Raw genomic sequence first — 15,842 nt, 5'->3', positions numbered from 1 at the left:
TGGTGTCATTTTACCGCGCTTGATGCCACTAAGGTCGCGCTAAACGCGCCTTCACCCTAGATGCTAGCATGACACGATCGCAGATTGGATGACTCCGCCGACGACACAACACTCGCCTCACCACAGGCATAGCCAGGCGTGCAGCCTGGCTGCGATCGCTCCGCCCCGTGTTGGCCGTTGCCTCGACCGCCCCATAGGACCGGTCATACGTCTCCCACGGATCGAGAATGTAGTAACCGGATCACCAGTTCGATTCCCGGAAAGGCCGACAGACGAAGCGCATCTGCGTTCGACCGCGCGGCGGCTTGCCGGGTTGGGCCTGGGACGGATCAGCACCCGCATTTCGGGGTAACTCGTTTGCGGTTGGCTGCAGAAGCGGGTTTCGCGTTGCGCTTTCCACAGGCCCCGAAGCGCAGGCACTCCAATCGATGATGGACGGCATAGGGGGTATCGACTCCCTTCATTCGGTCTCATCGATGTCCGGCGAGCTCGAAGTGTCCCGCGTTGGCCGGCGCAGAAGCTCCACATGCGAATTCGGCCCCGCCCGGCGAAGGTGCGAGGTACGTATCGGCCAGCGAGGTAGTCCAGCCCCTGTCCAGCCTGCCTCGCCCTATATAATTATCGAAAAGGGCATTGTGTCGTCGGATCCTGACTCTCCAACGCCCACCTAACGTCCCACGGACCGCAGTCGTTGCTGTTGCTTCCTGGCCCGAGCTGCTTTTGACAAAGGGAAGCATGGGGCACGAGGGAGTCGAGCATCCGTTCTGTTGTTCGCGACAGTTGCCATGAAAGCGGTAGATCAAACATCCCGTGATCAGGGTCAAACGCCCGGAAGGCCGTTGTATCCAGATAAATCGGAGCTCTAGGAAGCCCGCATGGCAAATTGCCCCATGACTCACCGATCTCATGGACCAAAATGTCGTTCATATTCTGCTTCCACGATCCTCGGATCGAGGTTATGCCTGCGATCACGGTGGCTAGTGAGCCATAAACCTCGGACCGCGTCCTACCTTCAGGCCCGTTAATCTGGATGGCATAAATTTGAAAAGGCTTGGCGAGGCAAGGGACGTCAGCCGTGCTGCGGACACCCTGAGGGCAAGGATCGCGACTACGGGCTTGGTGCAAAGACGTCAGGAGGCTGTAAATTGCGCCCGCCCCGTTGTTGTCGAAATAACCGCCATCCACAAATCGCAGCACCTCAGTTCGCTCAATGTGGTTTTCGCTAGAAGGGGGACCTGGAGGTGATCCCGGCTTCGTGTAAAGTACGGACCTGGCATACGTTCCTTCCGGTGTTACGATGGGGAATCGAGCACTGAGACCCACAGCGGTGCTGACGCGAATTTCGTTCGGATAGCTTCCGTGGAGGTCGTTCAGAGAATAATCGGTGGCCGCCTCGTAAAAGTCGCCGACAACACCGAGATTCAATCGGAAAGGTGCGACGCTCACCGGGCCGTAACCCGTCAGATCGTATGTATTCAAAATGAGCGCGGGTGCCATTCCATCTGGCCGCCATGCCTTATGCATGGGGAGGGAAAGTAGGCCGCCGGAGGGTTGCCCTGACCAAAGACGTTCAATTGCGTCATCGAACACGCGGCCCCGATCCAGTGCAGGGATGGAGAAAGGCAGCACCGACGAGAAGAAATCATAAAAGAGAGTGCCCGCCATAAGGGGCGTCAATATCTCCTGTCCAAGAATTTTGGTTGCTCGCTCCTTGAGCCCTTGATCCTTGACGGCGTCGAAATTGCACGCGCTGAGAGGTTGGACAGCTTCCGACGCCAAACTCGCATAAACGGCGGCTCCGAGCGAGCCGCCGGAAACTCCACTGATGGCGAATACATGTGGTCCAAAGCGCGGGCACGTATCCTGTAAAGCTCCCAATACCGCTGCGGTGAAGTATGCAGCGTACAGCCCACCGCCCTCGGCGGTCACAACGAATACGGGGTAGGGGCGATCCTCATAGGCTTCGAGGTCCGGTCGATTGCTCAACCACTCAAGAAAGGCGCCGTCAGCTAGAGGATGGTCAGGGGCTGAACCGCCTCCGTCCTTTCGAATTTCATGATTTCTATTCCAGCCCAAAAGGGTAAATGCGAGCCCGCATAGAACAAGCAAAGACAGAATTGGAATACCGGATATCCGACGCAGATGACGGAGGTACATCGATATTGCCGCGATGCAAGCAAGCCATGCCGCAAACACGGAGATCGCCGACACGAAGCCGGGAAACTGCGCGCGTGGTATGACATAGTATATGAAGAGAACAGCCACGACCGCTGGAACGACGATGTTCGATCTATGTCTCGCACCTTTAGTTCGGGAAAGACAAAAAATACCCACCGCCAACGCCAGGGCGAGGCACAATGTGTAGCGCTCAAGCCTGGTCAGCGCCTCAATTGGATTTCCGTAATCACCTAACTCTGGAGACGCTGTTGCTCTTGCAATTGCAAGAGCGATGCCCACAAGCGGCAAAGCCGACGCGACAGCTATACTTAAATCAATCCACACGGAGTGGAAATCCGTCTGTGAAGGCGTCGTGCGAGCGCCACGTCCTGGTTGCCTTCTAACAGCCTGAACTGTGGCATAAAGCAATTGGGAGGTCGCAAGGCCGAGGATACAATACGTAAAACCTGCAAAAAGTATCCGGCCGAGCGCCAGGTCTAAATCCTCTGCCGCGCTTCGTAAGACCTCAAAAACCGCGTCGCCCAGCAAAACAGGCGCAAACAATCCGATAATGCAAAAAACACAGGGCCAAAAGAACTCTCGAATTGTATGACCGGTAGGAAGCCGCATCTGTTTCAACTTGCTAAGAATTTCCATGATCTCTCCTAAAGCACTTTCCAGCTTAATCATGGCCGAACGGACTAACTCGAAATCTAGCCGATCCGTCTCCCATACGAGAAATCGTCCGGGAGTGATTGCATCGAACCAGAGAAGCCGAAGCCAAGCTCCCGCTTGCTCGACTAACGCGGTTAGTCGCTGCGTCAACCGCGGTGCCCGGCCTGGTTGTCCAAGGACGAGCCCGGTCGAGATTTCATCGTCCACCAGATCAGAGGCGTATGTCGCGCTCGGAACGGATCTCTGTCACAGCCTTGGTGGCGTCGACCAGGGATTCAGGGCCGACCGGTCGGGTAACTAGCTCGGGACGACTAATGATGTCGGCATCCGAAAGCAGATCGAAATTGAGCTCGGTTTTCCGGGCAAGCTCGGCAAGCGACACCTGATAGATACGGAAGGGATCGAGATCGAGGCTCTCAAGATCGTTGAGCAGCTTTTCCTGAGACAGGATGAAAGCTGCACATCGCAACCGATCATCCTTGCCGAGATAGGCGATCATTTTCCAAAATGATCGAGGAATGAGGGCATCCCTGTACTCAATATCTTCCGTTCCGAATACCGGCCCACCAACGACCGAGAGCTTGAGGTCCTTGAGGTCGGCCTGGTCAAACACGAGATTCTCGAGCTCACCCCACAGCCCTTTTCTGGATGACTGGTTGAAACGCTCGTGCTGCGGCGCAATATTGGTGAAATAGAACGAATCCCGATTGGCCTGTTCCGCTTCCGCAACGGGTCCCCAGCAGACGTCGGCGCGGCGCGCAATATGTCCACGGTCGACGCGGTTCTCGAGATAAAGCGCATCTCCGAATTGGTATTTGGCATCGATCCTCGGATCGATCGAAAAGCCGCGGCGTGGCAGTGCCACCATCCTCGAGCCATCTATGTTCCAGGCGACATAGCGCGCCATCCGGCGCTTTGCGCTCAGGCAGACCGAAAAATGCGTGTAGGGTATCGTTTGGCCTCGTCCGAAATTGACAGCGTCACGCTTCTGCGCGGCAGACAGGCCTGGCTCCGGGACGGCTGCTCCAAGAAAACCCGCATCGTAGCCTCGTCGAGCCACGATACTCTCGATCTGGACTGCGGTGGGCGCCGTGGTCAGTGGCTCCAGGACGAAATCGAGTTTCTTCTGGATGGAGGCTGGGTAGCAGGCGAGCGCGTGCTCGTCGCTCGTGCCATTGGTCTCCCCAGCAAAATGGAGGCCGGCAAAAATGTCGGTGGCCTTGCCTTTGTCGAAGATGAGCCACGCCGATCCGGAATCGCCGCCCTTGCTGATCTCGCCGTCTGCGGGAACGTCCTGAGGATCGGGACCGATTTCAAAGCAGCCGATCGCCTGTTCGCCCGCGGGGATGCCGTAGTTGATCTTGGCCATGACGTCGACGCGACGAACGACGCCTCTGGTTACTGCGGTCGTCCGCCCGGATTTGACCACCTTGTCGCCGAGTGCGACGCGCGCCATTCGAGCCGGCACCACATTGAGTTCGAAAACCGAGCGGTCATACCCGCGTTGCTGAACTTTTGATAGCGCGCAATCGCCGGCCGCGCCCAAATGGCTGCGGAGCAGGGTTCCCGCGACGTTGAGCGTGATATTGTTGTCATCGTAGGGCCCGGGCTGAACGATCGTGTCTCCGATCTTTCCGACGTTGCCGTTGAGAACATGCCAATTGGACAGCACGCAGGGCGCTCCGGTCGCGCGATCGAAAACGATCAAGCCAAGCGTCCCAGCAGTTTCAGCGGTATGCGCGATGCTGACACCTGGCCGGATCGGATCGAGCCTCTGGCGGCGCAGATCAATTTGTTCCTCTGCAACAATTTCGAACGACGGACGGAAGGCGCGCTGCAAGACATCCGTCGGGACCATCTGCCCTTCGACCTCGATTGCCTCAGGAATGCGGCGGCTGCCGAGTGATTCAATCGCAGAATCTCCCTTGGTGCCGACCGTGAATTGAATGCAGATCGGGCCGTCCCCATTCTTCAGGCCGATCCCTACCGATGTGACGTTGGGATCCTGCAGATAGTCAGCGCCTTTGGCGCGGATGTGTCTGCGTAACGCCTCTTCGGAAATCCCCCCCGTTGATTGCCGGCTTCCACGAGTAACCTTTGCCATGACTTGCCTCCCAAAGTGTTGGTTGCAGATGTATTCGCGCTGCGGCATCAATCCGGGTCGTGCAGAAGGTCGTAGGAATTGCGAATGACCCGGTAGGAGCCGAGCTTTTGTATGATCGCCTCCATATCGCGAAGATCCGTATCGTCCTGCCGGTTGCCATGGCGGGGCAGGTGAGCTGTGGATTGTTCCAGGCGCCGCGGACTGCGTGCCACAAGAAGTTGCGCAAGCGATGGCGCCGCGGCGCAAGCATCGCGATGATCTGTGAAGGCAGAACCCGAATTGCCATGACCCCTCCGGACAAGACATAGGTAAGACTGCTTGAAGGCGTATAATCTGACGGCTATCTATAAATCGCGGTAGCCCGACCGCAGATCGTTGCCGAACGACCAAGTCTACCCTGCCGCTCCAGCCATTTTAGCGTACTTTTTTCTTGCAAAAGCTCTGAGCGAGCATTCCCCAGAATGCAACCGAAAGTCAAGGCCGCAACCGACGTTGGCATCACCAAGGGCTGAAAAGCCTGATCACTCGGCACCGCGGCCAGCGTCATAAGTGCCGAGCGCATTCAGAAGCACGTCCTCATCTGGATCGACAAGATTCTGCAGATCTGCCCAGAAGCGTTGCGCACGCCGATCGTCCGACAGGAAGCCACCAAGTAAGGGAAGCGATCAGAACGTGGTCGGCGTCGAACTCGTCGTTCGAAATCCCCTTCGGCTTCAAAGTTCGGATCCCATAGGAGCGCGCTAACTTCCGTTCCTTTTGGAGGTCGTCCGATGACGACGATGAAGCCAGATGCCACCCCAGATCGATCAAAGCGTCAACCGGATAGGGCTTTTGCAACCAACCGATCGGCGACGCTGCCGCACCTCTTGCGCGTTTCGGCGTTAGCATGGGCGGAGGCGAAGATCGATCGGAGGTCGAGGGTAGCATGGAGATGTCATGGCCCCCGAGCTTCTGAAGCAAGCAGGAGCCGCGTACGAGGGGTTCACGGAAGTTGCCTGCGAGTCAGTACGTACCAGTATCAATTACCGGAAGTCGTTGCACGAGAGCGCCAGTCAGTGGGCTCGCGGTTGGCGATACAAGAAGCCGAGACACGAGATTTTCGAGCGCGCTTCTGCCTTGCAGGTCCAATGCTTTCCCGAGCATGTCCAAAAGCTTGTTCTTGTTGTCGTATAGAAGGAGAAGTTGCTCGAAGTCCCGCGCTGCCAAGACGCCCTGATATTTTGAGTGAAAATCAGAATAGATCGAGGAGGGGTCGGTTTTAGCCGTAAGCTCAGCGTAAATGCGCGACAACTCATTGATGTTCTTGGCTTTCGCGCCGACTGATTTACCGGATTGCCAGATAACATTGCTGGTGTGTCTCAGGCTAACGCGGTCCGCGTCGCGTCCTGCCGCTTCAAAGACGTCACTCGTCAGCGTGTCAAAGCGGCGCGTCGCCTCACGTTTGTCGAGCTTGAGTTCCTCGGCCAACGCAAAGAAAACTTCGGGCGCGAGAAGCAAGTTTTCGACCTCGAGAACGGGAAGTGTAAAAATCCCCTCCTCAAGAGCACCGTCCGCCGATGGATCGCGATTGTCGCGATCCACCAAACCGGCACAATGCAGCCAATGCAACTCCTCCTGCTTGCGGAAGCTGCGGACAAACTGGATCACCTGGCCGCAAGATCCGGACGGGATGACGGTGAAATTGCCATAGATCGCCCTATAGATCGTCTCGTCCAGGCCGCCTTGTTTCCCTTCAACAAACAGGATTGGTTTGCGGCTTCCGACCATCCGCACAAGAAGATCGCGCGGGAGCTCAGTCGCCGAGGGCAAGGGCTCGATCGTCCACATTGCCGGCGTGTCCTCCTCAAGCCGAGTTCGTGTGCGAACAAGCACCTCCTTATAGGTCGCCGGCACATAGTTTAGAACGGCATATAGTTGAGCGCTGCGACGGGACGCCGCGAAATCGATGTCATGTGTCACATAGAGAAAAGAGCAGTCCGGTCGGGCGCGCTCGACAAGGTCCCATAACCGCACAAGCAGCGAGCGGTTCATGTGCAGTTCGGGTTCGTCAACAATCAGAAGGCTATCGGTCTCGATCAGTAGGACCTGACCGAGAATATAGAGAACAAGCCTCTCTCCATCGCTCATCGCGGACGCTTCGTATGACTCGCCATCGCCATCGAGCCTGACCGCCCGGACGGTGGCTTCCGAAAACAGAAGGCTTTGGCTGGGGATCAACTCATGCCAAAGCTCTTGAAGTCTGTCGATCACGGTAACCGGTCGAATGGAATTTTTCCGCCCCTTCGATTTTTCGTGCGCAAGTTCCAGTGCCCGGAGGCGTTCGGCAAAGAGGGCGACAAGTACTTCATCGTAATTATGCTCCATTGATCCCGGCGAGGCCTGGACGCGCCGGCTGTCACGGCGAAGCAAGCCAATGGCTCGTTCGTACCTCTCCGAAAAAACTTCATCCGGGAGCTCAAGTGAGCGTTGTGCCCCGATACGATAAGAGGCTCCTGTCTCCTCAAGATTATCGATGTGGATGCCAAGGCGACTCTTTCCAGTACCGTTAGGTCCGAGGAGGATGATAGGCCTTCCAGGAGCAGGCTCGATGCTGCATTCACCAGTCGGCGTGAGGATACCAATAGACATGGATTACTCTGGTTTTCGGTGTGACAAGCAACCCATACCCCGCAAGCAAGCGTGCAGGAGCTACGTAGCGCAACTATCTCCGCGATTTTTGCACCGGGGTTGGGAGCCGATCGTCAATTTCTGACCGCGCCTTTGAAAACTTGATTCAACGCTGTGCAACAATATGAAGCAGGCGCCACCATGACGCCTGCTCATGGCTTCAATCATCCATCTCGAGAGTGCGATATTCGCCGCTCTCACTGTCGTAGACTTCCACTTCAACGGATCCACCGGAACGTTGAATGCTTTGGACGTCAACGTCGCGGTATTCACCGGACCCGTGGTCGTAGATCTCAATAGTCTGGCCGGATCTAACAAGATTACCTTTACCGATCTCGACTGAGGCCCCCGTTTCGTTATCGACGCCATCCCAGCCAAGGCAAATATTGCTCGAGGCGAAAAACATTCCAATCAGTGCAAGAGTTCTCAATGGCAATGGTAGCCCCCGGTCTTGTGATTGGTATGGCACCCGTTCCCGTCAGTTCCGCCGCCGTGTGCGGTAGCCGAACTTGCTGATAGCGTAAAGGCAAGAAAGAGCGAATAGATTAATTTCATAAGACCCCCCTGAACGGCAACAGGTGTTCACTCCGCTGAAGTAAAGCGGCGTTGCCGTGCGAAATTTGCTTCCACCCGATGGATGTTTAACCGCTGATGCGTCTCTTAGTCGAGAGTAGGGTCGGACCTTTTCTGCACTTTTAGTTGTATATCCACTAGTATCATTAACCGATTGCTGGTTGCGGAACCTGAAGCAGCCCGAGCGCCTGCGATGACCGGACGAATACGCGCGCTCTCTTAAGCCGAACCCTGGTCGGCGATCCATCCCTGGTGGACAAGGCGTTGGCCGGGGCGCGGGCTGGGATGGCATCGTGCGCTATCCAAGGGGCGGCCGCGACCATCGCGGGCGTGCATATTCCCGCGGAGAGCAAGGTGCTGATCGGCTACCGGCGAAGTTGTTCGATCGAAGCCATTTCGACGACCCGGAAATTCCACATCGGACGCGCCGTCAAGGTGGTGTTCGGTACGATCTTCAGCGGTTCCCCACGCTGCGCCTGGTCGTGGCGCTGGAAGAACCCAAGTTGCGCAAGGAGATCATCAATGGCGGGTTCGAGGAGTTCCCGGTGCTCTGGTGATGTGCGGACACCACCGGGATCCGTGATCTTTTCCGCAATTTGCCGGCCCGCCTGGCGCGCACTGGACAATTCAGTCAACTATGAGGTCATCGGAGCCCGGAACGACTCCGGTCGACCGTCATCCCAGTCCCAGCCGACCGCCGCGACGAAACGGCGAACGCTCGTTACCCGGGGACATCGTAATCGCAACGACTATTCACTTACGCGCTATCGGGTCCACGGTTTCCAAGGGTACCCGTGGGAGTTCTTGAGCCGGTTCTAGCATTTTTGGTTGTCCACGATGATCGGATGTTCTTCAGCGCACACCAAGTTGCGCTGTGTAACTGCAATCTGGGTACTGCGTGCACCCCATAAAGCGGTCTCCGGTCTTGCTCTTTCTTTCGGTGACATGCCCGACATGGCATGTTGGACATTGAGGCAGCGCCTCGCCGTCAATTGTCTCCAGTCGGAAGTTGCCACCGGCGATGTTTGCCAACTCGTGAATGTAACGTGATGGCTGCCGATCGTTCATCAGCAGGAAGACACCTCGGCTTGCCCGCGTTAGGGCGACGTAAAACAAACGCCGTTCCTCAGCGTATTCGAAGGTCTCTGGCTGCGGCATAACGAGGTTTAGAAGCTCGTCATCTTCAATTCGGCTGGGAACACCATATTCACCCTCGCTGACATCTAGCAGGATTGTGTAATCCGCCTCCAGCCCCTTCGCGCGATGAAATGACAAACCCGATACCTCGATGTTTTCAAACCGGGGGAGCCCGCCGGCAAACGGATCAAGCAGGTTATACCGCCAAAGCACCATGACCTTCAGCCGGGCAGCGCTGCTCGTGCGCCATTGGCTTGCGATCCCGCCGAGAAACCGGTCAAGCCGGTCCAGGAGCCGCAGGCTGGCCTTACCGAAGTCGGGCTTGCCTTGCTCGCCCGTTATCGGAATTGCTCTGATGGATCGCGCAATCGCCGGTCTGGCCGAGCGAACTGCCTTTCTCAGCTGAGCGGGGTTTCGCTGTATGAAGTTTGCGGCAGCATCGGCGATCACCTGATTGCATCGGTAGGTCGTCTCGAGCCTGCCTTGCCAGCTTGCGCCGAAATTTTCCTCGAATTGCGTGAATATGCTGATATCAGAGCCGGCAAAGCGATAAATCGATTGCCAGTCGTCTCCGACCGCAAAGATCTTCGAGAATGGCTTCTGGTGCTTCAGTGCTTTAATCAGATTGGCGCGGGAATCTGAGATATCTTGGAATTCGTCGACGAGGATGAGGGAGTAGGGGCTCTTATAGCGGGCCTCTTCCACCAAACGGGTCGCGTTGGCGATCATGGCATCAAAGTCGATGCGTTTGTCATCAATTAGTTTTTTCGAGTAGGCCTCGGTAATCTTCCAGATTGCCTGCGCGAACGCCTTGGCACGCTTCTTGTCGTGAAGGGAATTTGCGCGCACCAAGAGCATTTCCAATGTCAGATCGCCAGCACGGATATGCTTGATGCAGATGGCGATCAGCTTCTGGAAGTGTTTGATAACGACCGGTTCGACCGCCTTCAGGATTTCCTCAAGGCTGCGTTGATGGAACTGAATTTCTCGTTTTGCAAGCTCGGCCTCGAGTTGAAGAAGAAGCGTTCCGTCGTTTGCCTGGGCCGATTTCGTCGTGAAAACGTCAAGCTCTGCGCGGTTGTAGGCCGCCAGCTTGCTATCGGCATGTTCCACATAGTTGGCAAATGGCGAGGATCCGGCGCTATCGATGGCAAGATGTTCATGGATGGTGTTGCTTGCCGGATAATAGAAGTCGGGATGCACATATCTGATCGTCCCGTCTTCGTCTTCCGTGTCGATTTGGCGCTCGTATTGGAACTCGACCGTGTTGAGCCACAGCCAGTTCGCTATCGTCTGCTCTTGCAAAGATCTGACATAGATCCCGCCAAATGCGCCGATAGACGCGTCGCCACCACGCCGGCGCGCCGAGATGTAGCGGTTGTAGTCCGCATCGCTGTCAAAAACGGACGCTGGAATATCGGCTTGCGGATATAGCACGAGAAGGTCAATCCAGACCTTGGCAAAGCCCGCGTCCGATTGCATCAAGTCTTCGATGATCTTTGCGATGACCCGTGCTTCGCCAGTAGGGTGGTCCACCCAATTCGCCAATTGCGGTGGCCTGGCCTCCACCAGTTCGATGATACCCCGACCGAGAGCGTGGAACGTCGTGACCTTGCACTGCAGATCCGCTGGCTGGACGCCAAGCTGCTGCGCAATTCGTTCCCTCAGCTCTTCAGCTGCGGCCCGATTATAGGCGAGGACAAGGATTTCCTCCGGTTGATACAGTCCCTTGTCCAGCACATAAGCGACCTTGCCGACCATCGTCGCCGACTTGCCTGACCCTGCGGACGCGATGAGGAGATTGCTGTCCTCAAGGCGAATACAGGACTCCCTCTGTTGGTCGGACAATGATCGGCCATCGAGATCGTCAAAGAAGGGGGCGTATCTGGTGAGCTCGGTCGCAACAAATTCATTATTGTACTGATGGCGCCGGTCGGGGTCGGTCAGGAAAAACAGGGACCGTGGAAGATCGGCTTCCATGGCCGCGGTTAAGCCGTCGGCGTCGAACAAGGGATGGGAGAGTGCTGCGGCGGCCGGACCAGAAACACTCGCGATGGCTTGCGCCAGATCTGCCTGTGCGAGGTATTGCCGCTTCCCCTCGATCAATGGCTCGAGTTTCGCATCGACCTCTTTCAAAACCTCTTGATCCGACCGGATCAGTTCGAGCAGGTAGCGATTGATGAACCTGTGAAGGTCCGTCGCGAGCCGAGTAGCGGCGTCCTCGCCGAGGCACGACAGAGTTTCGACATGACTGCATGTGCGGATTTCGACCGTGTGCCAAAGCAGGGCCTTTTTGATCCCGATGGCGGTAATGTCCAGACAGCGTAGCTTGGCCCGCGTTCCGGTGTGGAGCTCGACGGACGCCGTGGTCGCCGTCGGTAGCCGGAGCTTCCACCTGCCGGAGGGAAGCAGACGGGCGAAAAGGCCGGGCCGATAGGTGGTGTAGCGGTTGAAAATCACGGATCGGCCATCGCGCGAATTGTCATTTCAGTTGGGTTCCCGCGATCATGGGCGCTTTTCTCAGCCGCTGGCATTGGCCTTGTCTTGGATTTTTGCGCATCGAGCGAGGAGTTCGTCGAAGGTCTCGGCCTGATCGAGAAGGAGGCCGTCATCCAGCATTCGGGCGTAGTCCTGTTCGAGTTCTGCCCTCCCTGCGCCGGAGGGCGTCAGCTGAAGCCCAGCGCCCACTGCTGCTTCGTAGTCGATCGGCGTTTTGTCAGCCGCCTTCTCAGCGAAGAACATCGATTTGTGCTGCGCCACCGACTTGGCCAGCTCGCGATCAGCGATTGCGCTGTCGGCGATGCCTATTTCGTCGAGACGAACGATATCGTGCCAGTGTCGTGAAAATCGCTCTCCGCGGAGCCGTTCCTGCAGACAGAAAACGTGGATTGCCGTCGCCTTTTCCCAGAACGTGCGTTCGGCATGCATGACCCGCGGCCTTGCGGTGGGAAACTGGATACCATCGACAAGGCCAGCAGCGTCGCATGAAATGTCACGAACGCTTGCCGGTTCTCCGGTCGACCGAGCCCCGAGCTCCAAGATGACGCTCGGCGCGACATAGCCGGATCCTCCAGCAACTGCTTCGTAGTCGATGAAGAGCTTGTCGCCGTCGACACGGACGGTGGCTGGAAGCGACTGGGCGTCGATCGCATCGACAATGAGCGGGCTCACGGTCTCCGATACCCAGGTCGGCAAACGCTTGCGGACTTCGCTCGACCAGCGCTTTTCCTCGCTTCTGGTTTCCGGCAACGCCTGCTCGTTCTCGCCGACGAGATCATGAGCGAGTTCGCGGATATCGTAGGTCAGGTCGACATCTTCCGAAAACCTACGGATGGCGTTGTAGGCTTTAGAGAGGGACGTGCCGCCTTTGAAGACGAGGTGGTCACCGAGCGCCGTTCCATAAAGGGTCTGCAGAGCCCAGACGACCCACGTGTCCTTTTCCAGGAGATGGATCGGGCGCCCGGCTTTCTCTGCGGCGATCGCAAGAACGTCTCTTCGATCGTCCAGGGACAGCTTCAAAAACTGCTCAGCCATAGGCGGCCTTTCCTACACTGCGGGCAAGCCAGCTGGGAAACTGAGGGGCGGCGGCAACGAGTTCGCCGAATGCCTCGGCGGAAAGCTTCCGCTTGATGCTCGGAAGTGCCTCTTCTGCCTTTTCCGGACCAAGCCATGCCAGCGCGCGCACAGCCAGGCCGGCAGGCTTGTTCGCCAAGGCGAGCTGCCAGCGCGGCACGTGCTTCAACTCGACCGTCTGGCTACCGACAGTAATGGTTCGGCTGCGGCCGGATGTGAAATAGACGGACCGGATCGGTACCTGAGTGGACAGCCCCAGCGAGTTTGCAGCCGCAGCACCATTCGAAACGATGACCTCGCCACGCTGGTGTGCAACGGCTTCGACGGCTTGCTCGACCGTCGGCGGTCGGCTCCCGAAACGGCTCTTGATCGCCTTGAGATAGATCCCACGACCGGCCCGGACGAGCTCGCCGCGTTCATATAGGCGCGACAGTGCCTGGTCTACCGCGGCACGGTTTCCCAAATGCAGGAGGGCCTTTGCGGACAGCGCTGTTCCCTCGGGCAGCTGTTCGGCATAGGCCATGATCTGACTTGTCAGTCGTTGCATATTATTTCTCCTGTCAGAAATATATGCAGCTTTCTGACAGTTTGCAATGTGGTGGCCCGTGCCTTTCTTCAACGAAGGTCTAATTGCTCACCTCGAAGGATCGGCAAGCGCAAGGCCGTGGTCTTTCCTTTGGTCGGCCGACATCGATAGGCCCCTGCGCGGCGGTGGGCTTGTCTTACAGAGTAATACTCCTGGGTTGATCGCGATACAGTGTCGCTCTAACAATCCAGCGCGTACAGACATTTGAGATATAAATTTCGGTGGCCCAGCATGAATATTGACGGATACTTCGAGAAACTGGCCAAACTAGTGCATTCTCGTGATCCAGCGTTTACGCCCCTTGGCGAAGTGAAGATGCAGCATCTGGATTTAGCCATTAATGTTTATGAGGACGAGGACCGGAAAAAGAGGTTTGACGGCAGCCTCCAGAATGGCCGCGTTCATGACGCTACCTTTCGAACGCATCTTCTCCGCATCGAAGGAATTCCGTTTTCATCCCTTTTCCTATTCAGCGGAATGTTTCTGGAATCGAAGGTCTTGATTGGCGAGTGGGTCAACGACCTTGTCCGTCCTGAACCATCTACGGACGGCAAAAAGGAGTAATGAGGCGTCGATGACCCGATGGGACGAACCGCCGAACTTTGGGTCAGAAAGAAGTCCTCGCGGAGGAGGAAAGCAGCACGTTGTTGTGAAGCGAGCGGGTAGTCTGAGAGTGGCTAGTCAGGACGAGGGAATTGTTCGTGTTGCGCACACCGCTTCCAGGATAGCTTCAGGCGACTGAGTTTTGGCCATAGTCTTAAAACGCACCCAATAAATGCAATCCTTGAGATCCGTCGACCTGCACCGGATGAAAGGACCAGAAGTCACGGAGGACAGCTGCGTGCGGATGCGCGTAGCCTTTGTGGTCTGGGTCAGATGAGAAAATGCTCGCTTCCGGTTTTAGAAGCGATCCCAAACCTGAGTGCCAGTTACCCTCGGCCCCGTGATGCATGACCTGGAGGATGCCAGCACGTGCAAGTCGGCTTCCGGGTCGATAATGCTTCTCAAAATCGGCGAATTGTTTCCCTGCGCCGAGGGTTCCGTCGCCCGTATACATCTGCGAGAAGCGCGTGCTTCCGGCGAGGGAGCCGAGCGGACGATTGGAGGAGTGCCAAAGCAGGACCGCAGATTGATTGACGGGGCCGGAATAAAGGAAAAGCGAGATAATATTCCGGTTCTTTGATGATTTCCCAAAGTGGGCATCGTAAAGCTTCTTTAGCTTGTCGAGCGTGGCGCTGCGTGTCGTCGGTACGGTCAGGATATCTTGTACCAACTTCGACGCTGCTAACTGGAACCTTTTCGTGGCTTTTGGCAGCATTGACGGGTCGTTATAGGGAAGAAACTCCCAATCGAACGGTACTGATATCGTTCCGCCTCGCTTCAGATAGCGCACATTCGCATTGTCTTGCGCGCAGAATAGCTCATCCTGTGACCCTTCCGGTGGCGTGTCCTCGGGGAACTTGATAGGGGGCTCTTCCGGTCCCTCAAGATCTGGACCCGGTTCGATAGGCGGAGGTGGCAGTTCGTCATCCGGTCCGGAGGCCAGTACAAACACGATTTCGCCTATATCGCCACCGTCCAAGGCTCTGAGATAGCCAACCGGGTCAATGTAGAAGCCAAACTCGGCGTCGTCGGCTGATACGCCTTGCTGAAGCGCCAAGACAAGGCGCTGGAGCGGCGTGAGATAGGGGAGCAAGATCATCCGAATTCGAGATGTCTGCACGAGGCGCGAAAAGCCGCTGATATGATCGCGGTCGAAATGGGAGAGGACGGCCAGATCGAGCCGGTTGAAACCCAGTGCAGAACGCCTGAAATTGCAGGACGCAATGGCATCCGCCAAGAGGCTGTCCTTTGATGTCGTTCCGCAGTCATAGACCCAATTGAAGCGGGGGCCGTTGTCCGCCAAAATTGCACCTGAGGAGAAAAGGCCCTGGCCTACGGGCCACCAATCGAGCAAGAGATATCGTGGGCCATGCCCTCCAAGAGAGGGACCACCAGCAGGCGGCTCGAACAGTGTTGCGTCAGGATAAACGCCAAATTGGCACGCGAGCATAAAGGCGTGCACCGCTGTCTCAGATGCGGGTCTGATCGCGCTAAACCAATGGCCTTTGCGAATCTGCCCGATTAGGCGGTGATTGAGGTCTCGATCCGGATGGGTGAAATAGGCCAGGATTTTCTGATCAGTTGGCCGGGGGCTGAGGTTCAGCATACCCTTTATGACACTGACTTCAGCCTGCGATAGAGACTTCACGGATGCCAAATTTCCCCCCAGGAATGTCGGGTGAGTTCATGCTGAACCGCGACCTGCGGGCTTTGAGAGGCTAACCGGTACGCCTGATTTGCGCGAGGAGTTTCTGGCGGAAGACTTCT

The 15,842-nt window shown here is 56.8% G+C and carries 11 protein-coding genes and 1 pseudogene; 2 read left to right on the top strand and 10 right to left on the bottom strand.

The features are described from left to right. Positions 1–618 precede the first annotated feature (618 nt). The 6 genes from HX899_RS02315 to HX899_RS35530 all read right to left on the bottom strand — a co-directional run bounded on the left by HX899_RS02315 (position 619) and on the right by HX899_RS35530 (position 8,158). Entirely contained in the window at positions 619–2,814 is a 2,196-nt protein-coding gene (locus HX899_RS02315) for a patatin-like phospholipase family protein (protein ID WP_164735980.1), read from the bottom strand. A 229-nt stretch (positions 2,815–3,043) separates the two neighbouring features. Continuing rightward, positions 3,044–4,984 (bottom strand): DNA/RNA non-specific endonuclease, encoded by a 1,941-nt coding sequence (locus tag HX899_RS02310; RefSeq protein WP_206112789.1) that lies wholly within the window; start codon positions 4,982–4,984, stop codon positions 3,044–3,046. After that, positions 4,984–5,148, bottom strand: coding sequence for a hypothetical protein (locus HX899_RS02305; protein ID WP_164735981.1), 165 nt, complete (start codon positions 5,146–5,148; stop codon positions 4,984–4,986). The genes HX899_RS02310 and HX899_RS02305 overlap by 1 nt, the downstream gene beginning before the upstream one ends. Positions 5,149–5,938: 790 nt before the next feature. Further along, entirely contained in the window at positions 5,939–7,564 is a 1,626-nt protein-coding gene (locus HX899_RS02300) for a DUF4435 domain-containing protein (protein WP_127431505.1), read from the bottom strand. 199 nt (positions 7,565–7,763) lie between these two features. Beyond that, positions 7,764–8,039, bottom strand: a complete 276-nt coding sequence (locus HX899_RS02295; RefSeq protein WP_244604864.1) for a DUF5334 family protein — start codon at positions 8,037–8,039, stop codon at positions 7,764–7,766. Then, a complete protein-coding gene (locus HX899_RS35530) occupies positions 8,030–8,158 on the bottom strand; it encodes a YHYH domain-containing protein (protein ID WP_127431506.1) in 129 nt (42 codons plus the stop codon). The genes HX899_RS02295 and HX899_RS35530 overlap by 10 nt, the downstream gene beginning before the upstream one ends. 249 nt (positions 8,159–8,407) lie before the next feature. On the opposite strand from HX899_RS35530, the pseudogene HX899_RS02285 reads away from it, so the two are divergent. Continuing rightward, positions 8,408–8,733: pseudogene (locus HX899_RS02285) on the top strand (cytochrome); the annotation flags it as partial. Positions 8,734–9,028: 295 nt separating this feature from the next. Here HX899_RS02285 and HX899_RS02280 read toward each other — a convergent pair. The 3 genes from HX899_RS02280 to HX899_RS02270 are packed head-to-tail and all read right to left on the bottom strand — an operon-like array spanning position 9,029 to position 13,433. Next, on the bottom strand, positions 9,029–11,773 hold the full coding sequence (locus tag HX899_RS02280) for a UvrD-helicase domain-containing protein (protein WP_127431507.1): 2,745 nt from the start codon (positions 11,771–11,773) through the stop codon (positions 9,029–9,031). Positions 11,774–11,833: 60 nt separating this feature from the next. Continuing rightward, positions 11,834–12,847, bottom strand: a complete 1,014-nt coding sequence (locus HX899_RS02275) for a nucleotidyl transferase AbiEii/AbiGii toxin family protein (protein WP_127431508.1) — start codon at positions 12,845–12,847, stop codon at positions 11,834–11,836. Further along, on the bottom strand, positions 12,840–13,433 hold the full coding sequence (locus HX899_RS02270) for a DUF6088 family protein (protein ID WP_127431509.1): 594 nt from the start codon (positions 13,431–13,433) through the stop codon (positions 12,840–12,842). Before HX899_RS02270 ends, HX899_RS02275 begins: the two co-directional genes overlap by 8 nt. 270 nt (positions 13,434–13,703) lie before the next feature. On the opposite strand from HX899_RS02270, the gene HX899_RS02265 reads away from it, so the two are divergent. Further along, positions 13,704–14,036 carry a hypothetical protein gene (locus tag HX899_RS02265; RefSeq protein WP_127431510.1) on the top strand — a complete coding sequence of 111 codons (333 nt, stop codon included), beginning with the start codon at positions 13,704–13,706 and terminating at the stop codon, positions 14,034–14,036. 193 nt (positions 14,037–14,229) lie between these two features. Here HX899_RS02265 and HX899_RS02260 read toward each other — a convergent pair whose 3' ends face one another. Continuing rightward, entirely contained in the window at positions 14,230–15,732 is a 1,503-nt protein-coding gene (locus HX899_RS02260; protein WP_205930900.1) for a hypothetical protein, read from the bottom strand. Between the last annotated feature and the right edge of the window lie 110 nt (positions 15,733–15,842).

The organism is Rhizobium sp. WYCCWR 11146 (assembly GCF_013591995.1).
Classification (GTDB): Bacteria; Pseudomonadota; Alphaproteobacteria; order Rhizobiales; family Rhizobiaceae; genus Rhizobium; species Rhizobium indicum.
Note: the sequence above shows the minus strand (reverse complement) of the source record. Positions and strands in the feature narration are given on the sequence as shown.